The organism is Streptomyces sp. NPDC059875 (assembly GCF_042731085.1).
Lineage (GTDB): Bacteria > Actinomycetota > Actinomycetes > Streptomycetales > Streptomycetaceae > Streptomyces.
Genome location: NZ_JBHWJZ010000012.1, coordinates 99557 through 120134, shown reverse-complemented (window position 1 = coordinate 120134; position 20578 = coordinate 99557). Strand labels below are relative to the sequence as shown.

The 20578-nt window shown below is 73.3% G+C and carries 19 protein-coding genes and 1 tRNA gene; 12 read left to right on the top strand and 8 right to left on the bottom strand.

Annotated features, from left to right (window positions below; translation table 11 throughout):
- The first annotated feature begins 91 nt into the window (after window positions 1-91).
- Window positions 92-1315: a hypothetical protein gene (locus ACFV9D_RS17240; RefSeq protein WP_385146257.1), complete on the top strand. Its 1224-nt coding sequence runs from the start codon at window positions 92-94 to the stop codon at window positions 1313-1315.
- 90 nt (window positions 1316-1405) lie between these two features.
- Here the strand turns inward: ACFV9D_RS17240 and ACFV9D_RS17235 are convergent, their stop codons facing one another.
- From ACFV9D_RS17235 to ACFV9D_RS17225, 3 genes are all read right to left on the bottom strand, one after another.
- Entirely contained in the window at window positions 1406-2896 is a 1491-nt protein-coding gene (locus tag ACFV9D_RS17235; RefSeq protein ID WP_385146255.1) for a cellulose binding domain-containing protein, read from the bottom strand.
- A gap of 222 nt (window positions 2897-3118) precedes the next feature.
- Window positions 3119-4519, bottom strand: coding sequence for a sensor histidine kinase (locus ACFV9D_RS17230; protein ID WP_385146253.1), 1401 nt, complete (start codon window positions 4517-4519; stop codon window positions 3119-3121).
- A complete protein-coding gene (locus ACFV9D_RS17225; protein ID WP_385146251.1) occupies window positions 4516-5217 on the bottom strand; it encodes a response regulator transcription factor in 702 nt (233 codons plus the stop codon). The genes ACFV9D_RS17230 and ACFV9D_RS17225 overlap by 4 nt, the downstream gene beginning before the upstream one ends.
- 68 nt (window positions 5218-5285) lie before the next feature.
- Between ACFV9D_RS17225 and ACFV9D_RS17220 the strand changes: the two genes are divergently transcribed.
- Window positions 5286-5828 (top strand): hypothetical protein, encoded by a 543-nt coding sequence (locus tag ACFV9D_RS17220; protein WP_385146249.1) that lies wholly within the window; start codon window positions 5286-5288, stop codon window positions 5826-5828.
- Here the strand turns inward: ACFV9D_RS17220 and ACFV9D_RS17215 are convergent.
- Together ACFV9D_RS17215 and ACFV9D_RS17210 are read right to left on the bottom strand one after the other, a co-directional pair.
- Window positions 5821-6696: a spermidine synthase gene (locus ACFV9D_RS17215; RefSeq protein ID WP_385146247.1), complete on the bottom strand. Its 876-nt coding sequence runs from the start codon at window positions 6694-6696 to the stop codon at window positions 5821-5823. The genes ACFV9D_RS17220 and ACFV9D_RS17215 overlap by 8 nt on opposite strands.
- Before the next feature lie 30 nt (window positions 6697-6726).
- On the bottom strand, window positions 6727-7209 hold the full coding sequence (locus tag ACFV9D_RS17210; RefSeq protein ID WP_385146245.1) for a hypothetical protein: 483 nt from the start codon (window positions 7207-7209) through the stop codon (window positions 6727-6729).
- 178 nt (window positions 7210-7387) lie between these two features.
- Between ACFV9D_RS17210 and ACFV9D_RS17205 the strand changes: the two genes are divergently transcribed.
- Window positions 7388-8677 carry a tetratricopeptide repeat protein gene (locus ACFV9D_RS17205; RefSeq protein WP_385146243.1) on the top strand — a complete coding sequence of 430 codons (1290 nt, stop codon included), beginning with the start codon at window positions 7388-7390 and terminating at the stop codon, window positions 8675-8677.
- A gap of 28 nt (window positions 8678-8705) precedes the next feature.
- On the opposite strand, the gene ACFV9D_RS17200 is transcribed toward ACFV9D_RS17205, so the two are convergent.
- Entirely contained in the window at window positions 8706-9299 is a 594-nt protein-coding gene (locus ACFV9D_RS17200) for a histidine phosphatase family protein (RefSeq protein WP_385146241.1), read from the bottom strand.
- A 140-nt stretch (window positions 9300-9439) separates the two neighbouring features.
- On the opposite strand from ACFV9D_RS17200, the gene ACFV9D_RS17195 reads away from it, so the two are divergent.
- From ACFV9D_RS17195 to ACFV9D_RS17180, 4 genes are read left to right on the top strand one after another with little or no spacing between them, the layout of a single operon-like run.
- A complete protein-coding gene (locus ACFV9D_RS17195; protein WP_385146239.1) occupies window positions 9440-10276 on the top strand; it encodes a phosphatase PAP2 family protein in 837 nt (278 codons plus the stop codon).
- Entirely contained in the window at window positions 10209-11351 is a 1143-nt protein-coding gene (locus ACFV9D_RS17190; protein ID WP_385146237.1) for a hypothetical protein, read from the top strand. Before ACFV9D_RS17195 ends, ACFV9D_RS17190 begins: the two co-directional genes overlap by 68 nt.
- Window positions 11342-12931 (top strand): hypothetical protein, encoded by a 1590-nt coding sequence (locus ACFV9D_RS17185; RefSeq protein ID WP_385146235.1) that lies wholly within the window; start codon window positions 11342-11344, stop codon window positions 12929-12931. Before ACFV9D_RS17190 ends, ACFV9D_RS17185 begins: the two co-directional genes overlap by 10 nt.
- On the top strand, window positions 12928-14265 hold the full coding sequence (locus tag ACFV9D_RS17180; protein ID WP_385146233.1) for an AAA family ATPase: 1338 nt from the start codon (window positions 12928-12930) through the stop codon (window positions 14263-14265). Before ACFV9D_RS17185 ends, ACFV9D_RS17180 begins: the two co-directional genes overlap by 4 nt.
- Here the strand turns inward: ACFV9D_RS17180 and ACFV9D_RS17175 are convergent.
- A complete protein-coding gene (locus ACFV9D_RS17175; protein ID WP_385146231.1) occupies window positions 14262-14873 on the bottom strand; it encodes a peroxiredoxin-like family protein in 612 nt (203 codons plus the stop codon). The genes ACFV9D_RS17180 and ACFV9D_RS17175 overlap by 4 nt on opposite strands.
- Window positions 14874-14941: 68 nt before the next feature.
- Here ACFV9D_RS17175 and ACFV9D_RS17170 point away from each other — a divergent pair, with 68 nt between their 5' ends.
- From ACFV9D_RS17170 to ACFV9D_RS17155, 4 genes are all read left to right on the top strand, one after another.
- Complete coding sequence (locus tag ACFV9D_RS17170) at window positions 14942-15556, top strand: TetR/AcrR family transcriptional regulator (RefSeq protein ID WP_385146229.1); 615 nt, start codon at window positions 14942-14944, stop codon at window positions 15554-15556.
- Window positions 15557-15642: 86 nt separating this feature from the next.
- A complete protein-coding gene (locus tag ACFV9D_RS17165) occupies window positions 15643-16002 on the top strand; it encodes a hypothetical protein (RefSeq protein ID WP_385146227.1) in 360 nt (119 codons plus the stop codon).
- 210 nt (window positions 16003-16212) lie between these two features.
- On the top strand, window positions 16213-16884 hold the full coding sequence (locus tag ACFV9D_RS17160) for a bifunctional DNA primase/polymerase (protein WP_385146225.1): 672 nt from the start codon (window positions 16213-16215) through the stop codon (window positions 16882-16884).
- A tRNA-Lys gene (locus tag ACFV9D_RS17155) sits at window positions 16875-16948 on the top strand. The genes ACFV9D_RS17160 and ACFV9D_RS17155 overlap by 10 nt, the downstream gene beginning before the upstream one ends.
- Before the next feature lie 76 nt (window positions 16949-17024).
- Here ACFV9D_RS17155 and ACFV9D_RS17150 read toward each other — a convergent pair.
- Window positions 17025-18305, bottom strand: a complete 1281-nt coding sequence (locus ACFV9D_RS17150; RefSeq protein ID WP_385146223.1) for a M6 family metalloprotease domain-containing protein — start codon at window positions 18303-18305, stop codon at window positions 17025-17027.
- 325 nt (window positions 18306-18630) lie between these two features.
- Here ACFV9D_RS17150 and ACFV9D_RS17145 point away from each other — a divergent pair, with 325 nt between their 5' ends.
- Window positions 18631-20508 carry a putative bifunctional diguanylate cyclase/phosphodiesterase gene (locus ACFV9D_RS17145; RefSeq protein ID WP_385146221.1) on the top strand — a complete coding sequence of 626 codons (1878 nt, stop codon included), beginning with the start codon at window positions 18631-18633 and terminating at the stop codon, window positions 20506-20508.
- Window positions 20509-20578: the final 70 nt, after the last annotated feature.

Sequence of the window (20578 nt, the reverse complement as noted above, 5' to 3'; positions counted from 1 at the left end):
ACACGAACCGGGGCCTCGGTCGTTCCGGGCAACCAATCCCGGCGCGGCGACCACTGTGAGGTACGCAACGGCTCTCTCCCCAGGAGGATTCGTGCAGTACCCGCAAGCGCCTCGCACCTACGACGGCGACGGCCGGGCCGAGGTCGCCATGAAGACCGCCGACGGGACCGTCGACGGACTCGGCACGGTCATCGGCAGCGCCTCCACCGACCACCGCAACAGCAGCGGGTACGTCCTGGCCGGGCCCGAGTACCTGACCATGTTCGACGGGCTCACCGGCGCGGCGCTGGGCACCACCGACTACGTGCCGGCTCGCGGCACCGTCTCCTCGTGGGGCGACGGCTACGGCAACCGGGTGGACCGGTTCCTCGCCGGGACCGCGTACCTGGACGGAGCCCGGCCCTCGCTCGTCATGGCGCGGGGCTACTACACCCGGTCCGTGATCACCGCGTGGGACTGGCGCGACGGGCGGTTCACACGACGCTGGACCTTCGACAGCAGCTCCTCCACCAACACCGGCAAGGGGTACGACGGGCAGGGCTCGCACAGTCTGTCCGTCGGCGATGTGGACGGCGACGGCAGGGACGAGATCGTGTACGGGTCGATGGCCGTCGACGACAACGGCAACGGCCTCTGGACGACCAGGACCGGGCACGGCGACGCCCAGCACCTCGGCGACCTCGACCCGGGAACGGCGGGCCTGGAGTACTTCAAGGTCTCGGAGTCGTCCTCCCAGCCCGCCGAGCTGTACGTCGACCCGGCGAACGGCACCGTCCGCTGGCAGCTCGGTGCCTGCTGCGACAACGGGCGCGGGGTCGCCGGGGACGTCTACGCCGGGAACGACGGCGCCGAGGTCTGGTCGGCGTCGGACACCTCGATACGGGACGAGGGCGGGGCCGCCAAGGGCCGTGAGCCCTCGTCCGCGAACTTCCTGAGCTGGTGGGACGGCGACACCACCCGCGAGCTCCTGGACGGCACCCGTATCGACAAGTACGGGACGGCGGGCGAGACCCGGCTGCTCACCGGCGTCTCGGTGGCCTCCAACAACGGCACGAAGGCCACGCCCGCGCTGTCCGGGGACATCCTCGGCGACTGGCGCGAGGAGGTGGTGTGGCGCACGGCGGACAACCGCGCGCTGCGGATCCACTCGACGCCGTACGAGACGAGCACGAAGATCACCACGCTGTTGCACGACACCATGTACCGCACGGGGCTGGCCTGGCAGAACACCGCCTACAACCAGCCCCCGCATCCGAGCTTCTACCTGGGCAGCGGCATGGGGACCGCGCCGCGCCCCCTCGTCACGACGCCGTAGCGCAGGAGACGACGATCGTGGGAAAGGGGCGCGCTCCGGCCGGGGGTGGGGTGGTCCGGCCGGAGCGCGCGTGTGGGGGGGAGGGGTGGCCTACTTGTAGGCGGCGAACGCCTTGGTGAAGGCCAGCGGCTGCTGGAGGATCGAGGAGCAGGTGGCGTCCGCGTGGTTCACCGCGCCGGCCGCGCACTGCTTGTCGCGGGTGGAGGACCACATCGACAGCCAGCCGATGCCCTTGGACTTCGCGAAGTCCACCAGCTCGCCGGCGTCCTCGACCTTGAAGATCTCGGTCGTGACGTCGTTGACGCCGATCATCGGGGTGACCGCGACGGCCTTCCAGGCGGCCGCTTCGGACAGCCCGAGGACACCCTTGATCTGGGCCTGGGTGGCGGTCGCGGCCTGGATCGCGTACTGGCCCATGTCGCCGCTGTAGGCCGGTCCGTAGTCCATCGCCATGATGTTGACGGCGTCGACGCGGACACCGTTCTTCCTGGCGTCGGCGAGGAGGTCCACGCCGGGCTGGGTCAGGCCCTCCGGCATGACCGGCAGGGTGAAGGAGACGTTCAGGCCGGGGTGGGACTTCTGGAGCTGGGCGATGGCCTGCGAGCGGCGGGTGTTCGCGGCGGTGTCCGGCAGGGCCGCGCCCTCGATGTCGAAGTCGACCTTGGTGAGCTTGTACTGGTCGACGACCTTGCCGTAGGCGGCGGCGAGGTCGGCGGCGGACGAGCAGTTGAGCGCCAGCTCGTGGCCGGCGGCGCCGCCGAAGGAGACCCGGACGTCGCCGCCCTTGGCCCGCAGGGCGCCGATCTGGGAGGCCACCTTGTCACTGGCGAGGTCGGTGACACCGCCCCAGAGCGGGGCGCAGGAGCCGCCGGAGGTGATGAAGGCGAGGTTGAACTCCTTCACGCCGGTGGCGTCGGCGGTCGCGAGCATGTCGTACGACGGGTAGAGGGAGGTGTCGATGTAGGGCGCGAACTTCGCGACGGCGCCCGGGGTGCCGGTGGCGGTCGCCGTCGGGGTGGGGGTGGTCGGGGCCGAGGTCGTCGGGGCCGTGGTCGGGCCCGTCGTGGCGGTCTGGCTCGGAGTGGCCGTCGCGGTCGCGGTGGGCTGCTCGGTGGGCCGGCCGCTGGGCGTCGGGGTGGCGCCGCCGACGGAGCAGGTGGCCTTGTTGATCAGGCAGTTGGCGGGATCGCCCGCCTCCCCGGCCGCCGAGGTCACGAAGCCGACGGTGACGGACTGGCCGGGGGCGAGCTCCTTGTTCCAGCTCGCGGGCTTCACGGTGACGTGCCGGCCCGAAACGGTGTGTTCGCCGTTCCACAGGGAGCCGATGGTCGTCCCGGCGGGCAGGTCGAACTCCAGCGTCCAGCCCCCCGACTGGACGCTGGAGGTCTCATTGGTCACGACGTACTGGCCCGTGTAGCCGCCGTTCCAGGAGCTGGTCCTGGTGTACGCGGCGCCGACCGCCGCGGCCTGGGCGGTGCCCGTGAGCGCGAACGCCGCGCCCCCGATCACGGCCGCCGCGACGACCGCGCCGATGACCTTGGTCCTGCCGCTCGCCCTGCGCCGGTGCGAACTGGTGCCCATCGCGTGCCTGCCTCTGTGTGCCGGGGGTGGGGGTGGGGTGCGGGCAGCACGCTAGCGACCGACAAACGGACAAATGCCCACGAGAGGGCCGCGGTTGGGGATCCTTAGGCTCCGCTTAAGGAAGCCATCGGAACGGGGAAAGGTTGGGACCGCGCCCCGCCCCGGTTGTGGGCATCTGTTCCGCAGGGGAAGGCCTCGCGCCGGCACCCCGGGGCGGTCTACCTACCGGACCCTCGCTGCGGACGGCCTCTTCCGGCGCCCCCGCTGGCCCCGGCGGACACCCGAACCGCCGCCGGAGCGGCGGCCGTCCAGACCGATCCAGATGCGGACCTCCGTGCCACCGAGCACCGAGTGCCCGATCCGCACGTCGCCGCCCGTCGCCTCGGCCATCTGCCGCACGATGTCCAGGCCGAGACCCGTGGAGCCGTCGCGGTGGCCGCTGTTGCCGCGGGCCAGCGCGGCAGCCGGGTCGGCGATACCCGGACCGGCGTCGGAGACCAGGACGATGACGGCGTCGTCACCGTTGTGGACGTCGACCGAGAAGGCCGTCCCCTCGGGGGTGTGGCGGAAGACGTTGCCCAGCAAGGCGTCGAGCGCGGCGACGAGTTCGGGCCGGGCGACCGGGATCCGTACCGGGCGGTCGATGCCCGCCACCCGTACCTTGCGGCCCTCGTCCTCGGCGAGCGCGGACCAGAAGTCCATCCGCTCCCGTACGACCTCGGAGGCGTCACAGCCCGCGCCCGGGCCGGTGGCCTGGGTCTGCGGCTTGGCCTCCCGCGCCGTGCGGATGATGGTGTCGACCTCGCGCTCCAACTGCTCGACGGCGGCCCTGGTCTGCTCGGCCGCGGGGCCTGAGCCGAGCGAAGCCGCGTTGAGCCGGAGCACGGTCAGCGGGGTGCGCAGCCGGTGGGAGAGGTCGGCGGCCAGTTCGCGCTCGTTGGCGAGGAGCTGGACGACCTGGTCGGCCATCGAGTTGAAGGCGATCGCAGCCGACTTGAGCTCCGGCGGCCCCTCCTCGGGGACGCGCGCGCCGAGCCGACCCTCACCCAGGTCGTGGGCCGCGCCCGCGAGCCGCTGGGCGGGCTGGACCATGCGGACGCCGAGCCGGTCGGCGACGGCGACGGAGCCGACGATCAGGGCGATGCCGACGCCGGCGAGGACCAGCCAGGCGGTGGCGACCCCGTTGGTGACCTCGCCCTCGGGGACGAAGAGCTCGACGACGGCGACCTGTCCGGAGGAGAGCGCCGTCGGCTGGAGCAGCACGGAGCCGCCCTCCACCTCGGCGATGGTGGCCCGCCCCAGTTCCCGGGTGGTCCGCAGATCGTTCTCGTCCGCCCGGCGGGTGCCGATCTCCAGGCCCTTCCCGCCCGGCTCGTCGACTGCCGGGACATGGACGGCCATCCGCCCGGCGGCCCCGTCCTCGGTGGTGGCCACCGCCCGGTCGAGTTCGTCGCGGTCGGTGGTGATCGCGAGCACGGGCGCGAGCCCGGCGGCGCGCCGCTCGGCGTTGGAGAAGGCCCGGTCGCGCGCCATCTCCTTGACGACGAGCCCGAGCGGTACGGCGAAGGCGACGACGACCATGGCGGTGACGGCCAGCGACACCTTGACGAGGGCCCATCTCACGGCTGCGGCTCCCGCGGCGGCTCCAGCTTCACGCCCACCCCACGCAGCGTGTGCAGATAGCGGGGCCGGGCGGCCGTTTCACCCAACTTCCGCCGAAGCCACGACAAATGTACGTCGATGGTCTGATCGTCCCCGTAGGACTGCTGCCACACCTCGGCGAGCAGTTCCTTGCGCGGCACGACCACCCCCGGCCGCCCGGCGAGGAAGGCCAGCAGGTCGAACTCCCGGCGGGTCAGGTCGAGCCTGGTCCCGTCGAGCTCGGCCTGCCGCCGCAGGGGGTCGATCGAGAGACCGCCGACCTGGGTCACCCGCGACGGCGGCGCCTCCCCGGCCGCAGCGCGCGAGCGCCGCAGCACGGCGGCCATCCGCGCCGACAGGTGCTCCACGGAGAAGGGCTTGGTGAGGTAGTCGTCCGCGCCGTCGTTGAGGAGCCGGACGATCTCCGTCTCGTCGTCCCGCGCGGTCGCGATGATCACCGGTACGTCGGTGATGCCGCGCAGCATCTTCAGCGCCTCGGACCCGTCCAGATCGGGCAGTCCGAGGTCCAGGATGACCACGTCGAAACGGAAATGGGCGACCTCGCGCAGCGCCTCCAGGGCCGTGCCGACGCTCCGTACGGTGTGGGAGGCCTCGGTCAGATGCCGGATGAGGGCCGAGCGCACGAACTGGTCGTCCTCGACCACGAGCACACTTGCCATGGCCCGCACCGTACGCCATACGAGGGAACGCGGACCCTCGGGGACGTCTCCGCGGGCGGTGGTGCAGTATGGCCCGGATGCGTAGAGGACTTGTTCACGCCATGGCGTGGTCGCTCGCCACGGGCGCGGCGGTCACGCTGTCGTGGTGGGGTGTGCACACGGTACTGGCCGGTACGGTCTACGACCCGCCGCGCGCGCTGCCCATTCCGGCCGGGACCACCGACACACCGGCCGGCGAGATCGGCGACCCGATGTCCTCCTCCACCCCACGGCCGCAGAGCCCTTCCGCCACGCCGAGTACGAGTGCGAGCGCCACTCCCACGCCGTCCACGACCCCCTCGCGCAAGCCCAGCGGCTCCCCCTCGACCGTCGCTCCGGCCGCCGGCAGCGTGAAGAGCTACGCCGTGGACGGCGGCCGGGTCGTGTTCGACCTCGGCAAGAGCTCGGCCGAGCTGGTCTCCGCGACGCCGTCCTCGGGCTGGCAGATGCAGGTCTGGAAGCAACCCACCTGGATCCGGGTCACGTTCACCCAGGACGGCCGCGAGCTGTCGGTCTTCTGTGTCTGGCACGACACCGCGCCCCGGGTGGAGATCGAGGAGCGCGCTATCTGAACACGGACGCCGGCGGTACGGGAGAGGGCTTGGCGCTCGCGTCGGTGACCGGCGCCGCTCCCCCGGTGAAGTCGGCGAGCGCCCGGCCGTGTTCCACCCGGCCGGCGTGCGGGTCCGTCGCCACCCGGCGGGTCAGCTCGGCGACCGGCAGTTCCCGGTCGGAGGCGAGCAGCACGGCGTTGCCGAAGCGGCGGCCGCGCAGCACGGTCGGATCGGCCGTCAGGGCCAGCTCGGGGAAGACGGTGGCGGCGGTCGCGATCTGGCCGCGCAGATGGGTCAACGGCGGGCCGTCGGCCAGGTTGGCGGCGTAGAACCCGCCGGGCCTCAGCGCCCGGCGGACCTCGGTGAGGAACTCCGTGCTGGTCAGATGGGCGGGCGTACGCGCGCCGCTGAAGACGTCGGCGATGATCAGGTCCGCCCAGCCGTCCTGGACCTTGGAGAGCCCCGCGCGGGCGTCGGTGGACCGGACCCGGATCCGGGCTGTCGTGTCGAGGGGCAGCTCGCGGCGGACGAGCTGGACCAGTGACCCGTCGAGTTCCACGATCTGCTGGGTGGAGCGGGGCCGAGTGGCGGCGATGTAGCGGGCGAGCGTGAAGGCTCCGCCGCCGAGATGGACGACCTGCAGCGGCCAGTTCGGCGGGGCGGCGAGGTCGGCGATGTGGCCGAGGCGCCGCTGGTACTCGAAGGAGAGATGGGCCGGGTCGTCGAGGTCCACGTGCGACTGCGGGGCGCCGTCGATCAGCAGCGTCCAGCCGCGGGGCCGCTCCCGGTCGGGTATGAGCTCCGCGAGTCCGCCGTCGACGGTCTCGACGACGGCGACGGCTGCTGCCGCCCTCTCACGCGTTCTGTTCCTGGCCACGAGCCCCATTATCGGCGCTCGCGGCGGTGCCCCGCCCGCTCAGCGGCAGCCGTCGGCCGCCTCGATCAGCCGGGCCGCCTGTCCGAGGGCCTCGCGGAGCACCGCCGGGTCGGTGACCTCGCCGGTGTCCCCGGGCGGCAGCAGCCAGCCGGCGGGGCGGGGCGCGTCACCGGCCGGTTCGGGGAGCTCCGGCAGTTCGGGGATGCGCAGGCCGCGCCCCGAGGTCTGCGTACAGGCGCTGCCCGGCATGTCCCAGGCCTCCGCCGTGCCGGGCGGGACCAGGAAGCCGAGGGTGTCGCAGGCCCCGTCGTGCAGCACGGGGCCGACCGCGGGAGCCCCGCCGCGGCGCAGGATGTCGACGGCCTCCAGGCCCTGCCGGACCGGCACGGTCACCAGGTCGCAGGGGGTGTCGTGCGGGGCGCTGGCGTCCGGGGTGGGTACGTGGCGTGCGGTCGACTGCGATCCGATCTCCAACAAGGGACCCTCCTCGCTCCTGAGAAGACACGTTCCGTCTCTCCGCATGGTTCAACGCCCGTGCGCGTCAACGGCTACGGCGGCACGCCGCCGCAAAGGATGGCAGTTCATGGCAGATCGCGCGCGAGATATCCGATTTGTAGCCAAACTCTGCGTACGCGACCGATCACAGCAGGTACGTTCTTGCTCCGCCGGAACACCGGCAGCACCAGGAGAGGGCTCGGCCATGGCGATGTCACGGGCAGTTCCCAATCTCGCCTTCCGCCGGCTCCGCGGACAGCACTCGCCGGCGGAGTTCGCCGCGGCGGTCCGCCGGGCGGCGCGGGAGATCGGCGAGCAGGTCGCCTGCGACGCCCGCTACATCGGACGCGTGGAGGCGGGCGAGATCCGCTGTCCCAACTACGCGTACGAGCGGGTGTTCCTGCACATGTTCCCCGGTCTCGGCCTGGCGGACCTGGGCTTCTCGGCGCGGGAGGCGGTGCGCGGCCGACGGCCGGCCGTCTCGACCGGGGCACCGCCCCCACCCGCCGTCACGACCCGGAACGATGAGGAGAGCGACGTGCTGCGTCGCGCATTCATGACGAGCGGCACCGCCACCGTGGCGGCCGCCTCGCTGGGACTCGGCGGCACCGCCGCAGCGATCCCCTCCCCTCGGGGAGCCCACCGCATCGGCGAGGCCGAGGTCCGGGCCGTCGAGGAAGCCGTACGGCAGATCCGGCTGCTCGACGACCGGCACGGCGCCGACGGCCTGTACAAGTCCGCCGCCCAGCCGCTGCGAGCGGCGTACGCCCTGCTCGACGCGGGCACCGCGGCCCGCCGCTCCACCGAGGACCGGCTGCACGCGGGCGCCGGCGAGCTGGCGATCTCGGTCGGCTGGCTGGCGCATGACTCCGGCCGCTTCGACGACGCCCGCTCGCACTACGCGGAGGCCCTCGCCACCGCGCGCGTGGCGGGCGATCCGGCCCTGGAGGCGCACGCCTTCTGCAACACGTCGTTCCTGGCCAGGGACGCGGGACGGTACCGGGAGGCGGTCCGGGCGGCCCAGGCCGGCCTGCGGGCGGCGCAGCCGCTCTCCTCCGCCCGGCTGCTCTCCCTGCTCTCCCTTCGGGAGGCGGGGGCGTGGGCCGGGCTCGGCGACCGGGCCGCCTGCGAGCAGGCACTCGGCCGCGCCCACACCCACTTCGCCCAGGGCACGGCCGACGGGGACCCGGAGTGGATGTCCTTCTTCGGGGAGCCGGAGCTGGAGGCCCTGGAGGCCCAGTGCTGGTCGGCGCTGGGCGACTGGAGCCGCGCGGCCCGCCACGCGCACCGCGCGACGGTCCTCCAGAACCCGCACTTCGCCCGCAATCTCGCCCTCTACCGCGCCCACCTCGCGAGCGACCTGGCCCACGCGGGCCGCCCGGACGAGGCGGCGGCGGAGGCCCGGAAGGTGGTGGACTCGCTGGGCGACGTCCAGTCCTCCCGTATCCGCCGCATCCTGACGGACACGGGCCGGGTCCTCGCGGCAGCCCGCTGAATAGCGCGGGCGCCGGAAGCGGGGTCGTCTACTCCAGGTGCCCCGTGTCGTTCCAGCGCTCGATCGCCGGCGCGCCGTACGCCCAGCCCAGGGCCGAGAGGCTCGTCGGGTCGAGGCGGATACGGGCGCCGAAGGAGACGTCCTCGCCCAGCCAGCGCGCCGCGATCGTGCGCAGGATGTGCCCGTGCGCGAAGACCAGCACGTCCCGGTCGGCCGACCGCGCCCACTCCACGACCTCGTCCGCCCGTGCCGCGACCTGCTCCAGGGTCTCCCCCTCCGGCACGGCGTCGCGCCACAGCAGCCAGCCCGGCTGCAGCTCCTGGATCTGGGCCGGGGTCAGCCCCTCGTACGCCCCGTAGTCCCACTCCATCAGCGCGTCCCACTCCTGCGCCCGCTCGCCGAAGCCGGCGATGTCACAGGTCTCACGCGCGCGTACGAGGGGACTGGTGCGGATCTCCAGGTCCGGCAGCCCGTTCCACGGCGCCCGGTGCAGCCGCTCGCCGAGCAGCTTGGCGCCGCGGCGGCCCTCGTCGAGCAGCGGGATGTCCGTCCTGCCGGTGTGGCGGCCGAGCAGTGACCATTCGGTCTGGCCGTGCCGGGCGAGCAGGATGCGCGGTGCCATGAAGGCTCCCTGGTTCTTCAACGGGGCGGTGGATCGCAGTGCACCTCCATCATCGCGCACATGAATTCGCGGCAACGCCCGGGCAACCCCGACCCTGATCCGGACGTCCCTCTCCCTGGTCGACACGAGGGGGACCAGGCATGGGCAGGCCACGCTGGTGGACGGAACTGATACTCATCGGCGTCGTGTACGCCGCGTACTCCTGCGGCCGGTTGCTCGCCCGCGGTGACGTCCGGAGCGCCGTCGATCACGGCCTGGCCATCCTCGACCTGGAGAAGTCGCTCCGGCTGAACGCCGAGCACCCGCTCAACCGGCTCTTCACCGAGACACCCGCCCTGGGGATCCCCGCGGACTTCGCGTACGCCTCCCTGCACTACGTCGTCACGCCGGCCGTCCTGATCTGGCTGTTCCGCCGCCGCCCAGGCCGCTACCGGGCGGCTCGCACCTGGCTGATGGTCTCCACCCTCCTCGGCCTGATCGGCTTCACCCTGCTGCCCACCTGCCCGCCCCGGCTCCTCGACGCCCGTCACGGCTTCGTCGACACGATGGCGCAGTTCAGCTCGTACGGCTGGTGGGGCGCCGAGGCCAGCGCGCCGCGCGGGATGGGGGCGATGACGAACCAGTACGCGGCCATGCCGAGCCTGCACGTGGGCTGGGCGCTGTGGTGCGGGGTGATGTTGTGGCGGTACGGGCGCACCCCCCTGCTGAAGGCGCTCGGCGTCGCCTACCCCCTGCTCACCGCGCTGATCGTGATGGGCACGGCGAACCACTACTTCCTCGACGCGGTCGCGGGAGCGGCCGTGATGGGGCTCGGACTCCTGCTCACCGCGCCGGCGCTGCGCCTCGCGGACCGGGTCCGTACACGCGAGAAGCCCCCGGTTGTCAGTGGCGGATGGGAGACTTCCGCGGGTGAGCGAATCCCTGGGCAGCGGAGCTCCTCGACCTCCGCAGACGACACTCCGGCTCCAGCTCGCTGAGCTGCGGGGACCGGCCGTGGTGCCGCATCCGCTGGACGCTCGGGCGCTGGCGGCGCTGGCCGCCAACCCCGGCTGCCGGCGGCGTGCGCTGCTCGACGGCGCCGGGGTGGACAAGGCCGCGCTCGCCTCGAAGCTGGGCTCGCCGGCGGCGTTCGGGCAGTCCCAGTTCGCGTTCATGCGGGGCAACGCCTTCGAGGCGAAGGTCAAGGCGGACAGTGGGCGTGAGCTGCTGCGGCTGCTCGGCATCGAGGAGCCCGGCACGGTACGGCTCCCGGATCTGGCCGCGGCCGGGCCCGAGGGGCGGGCGGCACGCACGGCGCTCGCGCTGCGCGAGGCGACCGCCGCCGGGGAGTGGGCGCTGCTCGACCACCCGATGCTCGCCCTGGAGGTGGCCGGCTCCCCCGCCTATCTGGAGCCCGACGCGGTGGTGGTCCACCCCGACGGCCGGTGGACGGTCGTGGAGATCAAGTCCTTCCCGATGATCGACGGTTCGGCGGACGCCTCCAAGGTGGGCGCGGCGGCCCGCCAGTCGGCGGTGTACGTGCTGGCCCTGGAGCGGGTCGCGGCCCTGACGGAGGGCGCGGAGGTGGCTCACTCGGTGCTTCTCGTCTGCCCGAAGGACTTCTCCAACCTGCCGACGGCCTCGGTCGTCGACGTCCGCAAGCAGCTGTCCGTGACGCGCCGGCAGCTGACCAGGCTGACCCGTGTCGAGGACATCGCGGCCGCGCTGCCGGAGGGCGTCACCTTCGATGTGGAGACGTGCTCCGCGGAGGAGCTGGCGTCGGCGGTGGAGTCGGTTCCGCACGCGTACGCGCCGGAGTGCCTGTCCGCCTGCGAGCTGGCCTTCCACTGCCGGGAGCGGGCACGGCTCGCGGGGGCGGTGGAGGCGCTGGGCCGCTCGGTACGGGGTGAGCTCGGCGGACTGTCCACGATCGGCGCGGTCCTGGCGGCGGCGCGTGGCGAGGAGGGCGACGCGGAGGACCCGACGGTCGACGCGCTCCGCCGGGCGCAGGCGCTGCGCGACGAGGCACTGGCGTACGCGCCCGCCGGGACCGGAGGCCTCGCATGTCGCTGATCTCCACCCTCGCCCGGCTGGAGGCCGTCGAGTCCGGGCGGGCCCAGCCGCTGGCCACCGTGCGGCACCGGCGGCTCTCCGAACGACCCCTCGTCCTCGTGCCGCTGACCACGGCGGGCGAGGCGGGCGCGCCGCTCGGCGCGCTGGTCGGGACCGATCCCGAGGCGCCGCGGCTGCTGGTCGTCGCGCAGCCGCGCGACCGGGATCTGCGGTTCGCGTTCCTGGCCGACCTGGCCGAGGAGGTCCTGCCGTACATCGACTCCTTCACGGACGTGGTCGAGGCGGCGGAGAAGAACGAGATCGACCCGGAGACCGGCAAGAAGGTCAAGATCGAGGTCGAACTGTGCGCGGACGCCCCGCAGTTGATCGTGCCGAGCCGGGCGGGTATCGAGTACGTACGGCTCCTCGGGCGCTCGATGCGGTTCCGGCGGACGGCGGAGCAGGACCCGGAGACGCCGTTCCCGGCGCCGCCGCGGGTGCCGTTGCTCGGCCGCTGGCTGACGCACTTCGGGGAGCGGGCCCGGGTGCCGGGCTCCTCGCTGCTGCTCTCGGCGACCGATCTGCTGAACCGCCACTGGGCCACGGGCCAGTCCTCCCTGGAGGACCAGCATCTCGGCGCCCTGCTCGCCTGGATCGACCCTCACGACGGGCAGTCGGGGGCCGAGGCGGCGCTGCGGGCCGAGCTCGGCCGGGACCGCGACGGGCAGCTGCTGTGCCCGCCGGCCGGTCCGGCGACCGACCCGGCCTTCGACAACCGGCTGCTCGCGCCCGCGATCGAGCGCTTCGACCGGGCGCGGCAGGCGCTGGCCGCCGCCGAGGACGGCGAGAGCGCGGACGAGCGGCTCGGCGAACTGCACCGCGCGGAGCGGGAGATCCGCCGGCTGATCGTCTCGCAGCTCCAGCCGACCTGGGACGCGGTCTGGCGCTCCCTCGGCCTGCTGCGGGAGCTGCCGGAGGGCGCGCGGGTGGCGGACCGCTGGACCCGCGACCGCTGGTCGTTCACCGGCCATCGCGACCGCGTCGTGGCCGGCGAGCCGCCGCAGCCGCGCCGTGACGACGCGGTGGCGGCGGCCCAGAAGCTGGCGGCGCGGGAGTCCGCGCAGGGTCAGCTGGACGCGCAGGAGGCCCTCGACGATCCGCTGGTGCTCGCGGGGCGGCGGCTCGCGGGCGAGGCGTTCGTCGCGGAGGTGGCGGAGGTGACGATGGCCTGGTCGGAGTCGAAGCGGCCCTCGCCGCGCCCGCTGCTCACGGTCCGCACGGACGACCGCCCGCACCTGGGCGACCGGGTGAAGGTGTTCCGCTCGCTCGAAGGCAAGCCGCAGACGGCGGAGTTCGTGCGGTACGAGGAGGACGGCTCGCTCGTGCTGCGGGTCACGGACCGGATGGGCCGGTCGAAGGAGCCCGCGGAGGGCTCGGTGCCGGAGAAGGGCGAGCGGATCGCCTGGACACTGTTCGAGCACGACCAGCGGGTGGGCGCGAAGCTGCCGGACCCGGAGGAGACGCCCTGGACGCACGGCGGGCCGCCGCGGTCCGACGTCGCCGAACTGCCCGATGCCGTCACGCCGGAGGACCTGCTGTGAGCCCCGATGTCTTCGACCCCTCCGCGGCGGCCGCCCGGGCCACGGCCGACATCCTGGCCGACACGCTGCACGGGGACGCCCGGGGCGTCGTCGTCGACTCCCCGCCCGGGGCCGGCAAGTCGACGCTCGTGGTCCGCGCGGCGCTGGAACTGGCGTCGGCGGGGCGGCCGTTGATGGTCGTCGCGCAGACGAACGCGCAGGTGGACGACCTGGTGCTGCGGCTCGCGGAGAAGGAGCCGGATCTTCCGATGGGCCGGCTGCACTCCAACGACAGCGATCCGTACGACAAGGCGCTCGACGAGCTGGAGAACGTACGGAAGTCGTCGAAGGCGGGGGACCTGGCGGGCCTCGACGTGGTCATCTCGACGGCCGCGAAGTGGGCGCATGTGAAGAACGTCGATCCGTGGGCGCACGCGATCGTGGACGAGGCGTACCAGATGCGCTCGGACGCGCTGCTCGCGGTGGCGGGGCTCTTCGAGCGGGCGCTGTTCGTGGGCGACCCGGGGCAGTTGGACCCCTTCTCGGTGGTCGGCGCCGAGCAGTGGGCGGGGCTCTCGTACGACCCGTCGGCCAGTGCGGTGTCCACCCTCCTGGCCCACAATCCGGACCTGCCGCAGCACCGGCTGCCGGTGTCCTGGCGGCTGCCGGCCTCGGCGGCGCCGCTGGTGTCCGACGCGTTCTATCCGTACACCCGCTTCCGCAGCGGCACGGACCACGGTGACCGGCGGCTGACCTTCGGGGTGGCGTCGGACGGCTCGGGCCCGGACCGGGTCCTGGACGAGGCCGCCGAGTCCGGGTGGGGGCTGCTCGAACTGCCGGCCCGGCACACCCCGCGCACGGACCCCGAGGCGGTCGGCGCGGTGGCGCTGGTGGTGCGCCGTCTCCTGGACCGGAGCGGCGCGGCGGTCAGCGAGCGGGGGCCGGAGCCGGTGCCGCTGACCCCGGACCGGATCGCGGTGGGCACGGCCCACCGGGACCAGGCGGCGGCGGTCCGCGCGGCGCTCGCGGAGCTGGGCGTCTCGGGCGTGACCGTGGACACGGCGAACCGCCTCCAGGGGCGGGAGTACGACGTGACGGTCGTCCTCCACCCGCTCTCGGGCCGCCCGGACGCCACGGCCTTCCACCTGGAGACGGGCCGCCTGTGCGTGCTGGCCTCCCGCCACCGCCACGCCTGCATCGTGGTCTGCCGCGCGGGCGTGGCGGACCTCCTGGACGACCACCCCTCGACGGAACCGGTCCAGCTCGGCGTCACGGTCAAGTTCCCCGACGGGTGGGAGGCGAACCACGCGGTCCTCTCCCACCTGGCGGAACACCGCGTGGCCTGGCAGCCCTAGGGCCTGTCCGACCCCGATCCGCCGGACAGGCCCTGGCCTCGCGCGGCGCGGGCGCGGCGGGCGGTGGCCGCGTGGGCGAGGAGTTCGTCGACCGGCCACTGGTCGTCGGCGTGTTCGCCGTACTTGACGGCCGCGATGCGACCGTCGGTGCCGATCAGGAAGTCGGCGGGCAGTCCGAGCCGTCCGCCCCTCGGGTTGCGCACCGGCGGACGTTCCCGCCCGCGCAGCATCTCCCAGGTGCCGAGGAGCACGGCCCGGACGACGGGCCCCCAGGCGCGCGGGGAGAGCAGCGACCGGCGCGAGGACTCGACGCCGAACGCCGTGTAGAGCCGCTTGTCGGGATCGGCGACGACCGGGAACGGCAGGCCGTCCAGGTGCGGGTGGAGCTCCTCCGGTGGTGAGTGGAAGACCACGACCTCGCGGACGCCCGCGGCCTCGATCTCCGCGTGCCTGCGTACGACCGACCGCAGGTGGAGGTGGCAGATCGGGCAGCCGGCGAAACGGCGGAACTGCAGATGGACGAGGCGTTCGGGGTCCGGCACGGCGACCGGGGCGCCGAGGACCGGGTCGAGCGTGCGGGCGGGAGCAGCCGCGCCGGGCATGAGCATGGAACACCTCCACGTAGGCGTACGGTGTACTCCTATCAGCGTAGGCGTATGGCGTACGCTGTCAACCCATGCCGCGCCCCCGCTCCCTCACCCAGGACCAACTGGCCGCCGCCGCCCTCGCCGTCATCGACCGGGACGGACTCACCGGCCTGTCGATGCGCACCGTCGCCAAGGAACTCGGCATGAGCACGATGGGGCTCTACCGGTACGTGGCCGACCGCGACGAACTCGAAGGGCTCGTCGTCGAGCGCGTCCTGAGCGCCGTCGACCCGACCCCGCCCGCCGCCGACACGCCCTGGCGGGAGCGGATCGAGGTCATGGTCCGCCGGCTGCGCGACAGCGTGGGCGCGCATCCCGCCGCCGTACCGCTCACCGTCACCCACCGGCACCGGCTGCCCGGACTGCTGCGCTGGTCGGAGTCGCTGCTCGGGCTCCTCGCCGAGGCGGGCATCGAGGGCGAGGAGCGGGTGGTCGCCCTGCGCGGCCTGATCGCTTACGTCGTCGGGGCCGTCCAGCTCGAACACCTCGGCTCCCTCGCCGGCGCGGGGACGACCGCCATCGCGGAGCTGCCGGAGCACCGCTTCCCGTACATGACGGACGCCGCCCGGCACGCGCCCGCGATCGACGCCGAACGGGAGTTCTTCGGCGGGCTCGCGGTGTATCTGCGCGGTCTCGGCGACTGAGGCCGCCCCGCCCCCTTGCGCGAGGCGGGACAATGGAAGAAGGCCCGGGTTGTCCGGGCCGCGTGTGTGCGAGGAGGAGAAGGACGATGGCGGAATCCGCGGAGCGGAACGAGCAGCGGCGACTCCGGCCCGCACCGCTGATCTTCGAGCCTGCCGAGGCGACCGCCGACCCGGAGCACTTCTTCGACCTGGAGTCGATCGAGGACCCGCGTGAGCTGCTGTCCCGCGCGACCGAGCTGACGCTCGCGTTCCGGGCGGCGACGGACCGGGCGATCGAGTTCCAGGCGATCGCGGCGGCGCAGCTCGCCGACCCCCGACGGTTCGACCGGCTGACGGCTGCGGACATCGGTGAGCGGGCGGAGTGGACCGAGGACTACGCGCGCCGGATGATCGATTTCGGCCGGGATCTGATCCGTACAGGCGGCACCACCCCGACGGACGACTAGCGGGTCGGCCGGGCGCCGCGCCCGGCCGGCAAGGCGCCGCCGTCCGGCAGCGCGCCCCCGCCGGGCAACGCGCCCCTGCGCACGGCAACGCGCCCCAGCCACCACCCGCTGGCATATGCCGGGGCGAAAGATACTCCCCGCGCACCCGTCCTGTCCCGGTTTCCGGCAACCCTCGGAAACGGAGCCGTCACTCCCGGTAGATCTGGCTCCATGAGCGGATGGCTGCGAGACGAGACCCCCCCGAGCCCGGCCCAGAGCGACATCGACGAGCACCGGACCGACCGGTCCGACATCTTCCGGTTCCTGCGGGACCGGGACGAGGGCCGGCATCACACCGCGCACGTCACCTCCGCCGGCGCCGACTGGCTCGCCTCCGCCGCCACGTACCCCCGCTCCACGCTGGCGCTCTGGGAGGCCCGGCCCACCGCCCCCGCCGTACTCCCCTGCGGCACGGTCTTCGACGTCGTGAACGTGGACGCGATCTTCGGGCGCCGGATGCTCGACCGGCTCTGGTCGGAGGGGCCGGGCACCGGGCCGGTGGCCGTCCACCGGGGCCGGATGCTGCTGTTCGCCGCGCCCGGCACCGCCCAGCGGTTACCGTCCCTGCTCCACTGGGAGGAGTGGGGCGACGCCGTCCCGCCGCCGCTCTGTCACGGCACCGGCGACGCCGTGACCATCCCCCCGCTGACCCCGCTCGAGCCCGCCGGCCCCCGCTGGGTCGTCGCTCCCGACGCCCGCCATCCCTGGCTGCCGGGACCCGAGGTCATGCTCTGGGCCTGCGTCCGGGCGGTGCGCGCCGCCTCCGCCGCCGACGTGCGGATATCGATTTTTCCTCCCGCCGATCAGGATGCTAAGGTCTACGACGTCAGCAGGCGCCGCTAGCTCAGTTGGTTAGAGCAGCTGACTCTTAATCAGCGGGTCCGGGGTTCGAGTCCCTGGCGGCGCACAGACGGAAGAAGCCCCTCGCGCAAGCGGGGGGCTTCTTCGTGCACGCACGACGTACCTGCGCACGACCGCGCGTCTCAGGGGTTCTCCGGGAGCGTCACCTTCACCGTCCACACGCCCGCCCGCGACCGGTCCACCGCCTCTACCCGCGTCCCGTCCCCCGGCACCGTGAACGTCTCGCCGACCCTCAGCGGCGCGTCCGCCAGCGGCGGGTACACCGAGCGGTCCCAGCAGGCCTCGGTCCGCGGATGGGTGTCCACGACCTCGACCGGGCCGTCCCCGGACGCCGCCTCGTTCCGTACGCGGTAGATCAGCACGCCCTCCGTGCACGTGTCCTGGTCGTTGCCGGTCGCGCCGCGCGCCTCGATCGCGAGCACGCTGCCCACTCCGGTCCGTACGACCGCGAGCCGTTTGCCCACCGTGCCGCCGGCCGGCGGCGCCGCCGCGAGCGGCTCCAGGCTGAGCAGCCGGGTTCCCGGCTCCTGCACACAGGCCACCTGACTCCGGTCAAGCCAGCCCAGCTTCCACTTGTGCCAGCCGAAGAGGTCGGGGGCGAGGCCGAACTGGCTGCCCATGACGTCCCAGTCCCCCACATGGGTGTCCCAGTCGCCCTTGCCGTCCGTCGGGCGGTGGTAGAGGTCGGGCAGGTCGAAGACGTGCCCGGTCTCGTGGGCCAGCACGTTGCGGTCCGGCGGGTGGCGCTCGAAGACGGTGACGACCCGCTTGATCTCCGTGCCGTCCACCGTGAGCGGGTGCTCCAGGTTGACGACCTTCGTGGCGTCGGAGTCCACGCCCGGCGCGTCCGGGTCGGCGACCAGGTAGACGATGTCGTATCGCGCGAAGTCGACCGTGTCGTTCGCCGCCGCGAGCGCGTCCCGCAGATACGCCGTGCGCTTCCCCGCGTCCCAGTCGCGCTGTATGGCGTACGCGGTGGACGTCCGCGGCATCCGGGTCCACTCCCGCTGCGTGTCCGGGCGCAGCGCGAAGCGGCCGTACGAGGCGCGCCGGAAGAAGTCGCTCGTGCTGGGGAAGTGGTCGGCGGCCAGTTCCTCGGGGCTGGCCAGGGGGGTGGAGTCGGGGAACGACAGGAAGATCATGACCGCGTTCAGGGATTGGACGGGCCTCGGGTAGGAGCCGTTCCAGGTGTCCAGACCCAGGGAGTGATGGGCGGCGGTACGCGGCAGGGCGCAGGGACCGGCCGTGGGCGCGCCCACGGCGGGGCCCGCCACGAGCCCGGTCGCGGCGAGCGCCACGAGGGAGGTGAAGGCCGCCGCGGAGGCACGCAGCCGCGGTCGTTCCACTCCCCCGGGTGTCTGCTGACCCCTCACGTAGACCTCCGGCTCCGGATTGCGGGACACCCCACCCACCTTGTGACGGTTTGTGGCGTTTCGCACTTTTCCGCTGCCCCAGTCGGGTGAGGGCGCGACACGGGGTCGACGCGACACGCGCGCTCAACGGCTCACGGAACGTCACAATCGGTCAGGCCCCCGCAGTCCCGTGTCAGACCCGCGCAGAAACGATCGGCCAGGGGTCCGCGGCAGGCGGACTCATGGCCCCGTCGGGCGGGAGGGCGTCCATGGAGCTGGAATGACCCCCGCGGCTGCCCCTATGATCGGCACACTTTCCAGGCCGACCCCCATCCCGACCACGTCCGTACGACCAACTGCACTACGGGAGCGAGCGGTGAGCGGAACCCCCGAAGGACCGGTGCACACCCAGCTCTCGCCCGCACGGGAGCCCGCGCCTCCGATCACGGAGCGTCACCACGAGCTCGCGGTCGACGCCGAACTCCGCGACTACCGAGCCGCCTTCCGAGCAGCCCAGCTCGCCATGGCCGTCGTCGACCGGAACGGCCTCGTCGTCTCCGCCAACGACGCGCTCGGCACCCTCTTCGGCACCGAGACCGACGCGCTCACCGAGCAGGCCGCAGCCGACCTCGTCGACCTCGCCTCCGACGGCCGCACCTGGCACGCGTACCGCGAGGTGCTGCGCGGCCGCCGCTCCCGCTTCCGCTGCACGCGCCGGCTCAAGCACCCCGACGGGCGCTCGCTCTGGGCCGAGGTCACCGTCTCCCCCATGCCCGACAGCTCCCCCGTGCCCGACGGCGGCCGCGTGCTCCTCTCGATCGCGGACATCAGCGACCGGCGCGAACTGCAGGCGCGGCTCCGCCACCTCCAGATGCACGACCCGGTGACCCGGCTGCCGAACCGCACGCTGTTCTTCGAGCGGCTCTCGGCGGCCCTGGAGGCGGCGGCCTCCCAGGACGAGGAGTCGCCGGACTTCCGATCGTCGTACGAGTCGTACGGGCATGGCGGAACAGGGCGGATCGGCCTCTGCTACCTCGATCTGGACGGCTTCAAGGCGGTCAACGACACCATGGGGCACCGGATCGGGGACCGGCTCCTGTCCGCCGTGGCCGCCCGTCTGACGGAGTGCGCGGACAGCGACGGGTACACCAGGAGCGGCGGCCACCTCGTGGCGCGGCTCGGCGGCGACGAGTTCGCGATCCTCGTCGAGGACTCCACGGGGACCGAACAGCTCGCGGATCTGGCGCAGTCCGTCCTCTGCGCGCTCCAGCAGCCCTTCGACCTGGCCGGACAGCGGCTCTCGGTCTCCGCCTCGATCGGGGTGGTGGAGCGGGGCGCCCGCGGGACGACCGCGACGGGGCTCATGCAGGCCGCGGACACCACGCTGTACTGGGCGAAGGCCGACGGCAAGGCCCGCTGGACCCTCTTCGATCCCGAGCGCAACGCGCACCGCATGACGCGGCAGGCACTCTCCTCCACGCTCCGACCGGCCGTGGAGCGCGGGGAGTTCGCGCTGGAGTACCAGCCGCTCGTCGGGTTGGCGGACGGCGCGGTGCACGGGGTGGAGGCGCTGGTGCGCTGGAACCATCCGCAGTTCGGCACGCTTCCGCCGAATCGGTTCGTCGGGATCGCCGAGGAGGACGGCTCGATCGTCGAGCTGGGGCGATGGGTGCTGCGGACGGCGTGCACGCAGGCCCGGCAGTGGCAGAAGGACCATCCGCGCGAGCGGCCGCTGTTCGTGAGCGTCAACGTGGCCGTACGACAGGTCTGGGACTCCGACCTGGTGGCGGACGTGGCGGGCATCCTCGCGGAGACCGGGCTCGCCCCGCATCTGCTCCAGCTGGAGCTGACCGAGTCCGCGGTGATGGGCTCGGCGGGCCGGCCGCTCCAGGCGCTCCAGGCGCTCAGCGACATGGGGGTGCGGATCGCGATCGACGACTTCGGCACCGGTTACTCGAACCTGGCGTATCTGAGCCGGCTGCCCGTCTCGGTCCTCAAGCTGGACGGCTCGTTCGTCCGCGGCTTCCAGGACGAGGCGCACGCCAACCCGGCGGACGAGCTGATCGTGGAGGCCCTGGTCCAGCTCGCCCACCGGCTGGGCCTGACGGTCACCGCCGAGTGCGTGGAGACTTCGGGGCAGGCGACCCGGCTGCGGCGCATCGGCTGCGACACGGGGCAGGGCTGGCTCTACTCGCGCGCGGTGGCCCCGGACCGTATCGCGGAGCTGATCGGAGCGTCGGCGCTCCCCGTCTGAGCGCGGGCATGGAACTGCCCCCGGCCGGAGGGACATCCGGGCGGGGGCAGTGGTCATGTGGAGCTCAGCG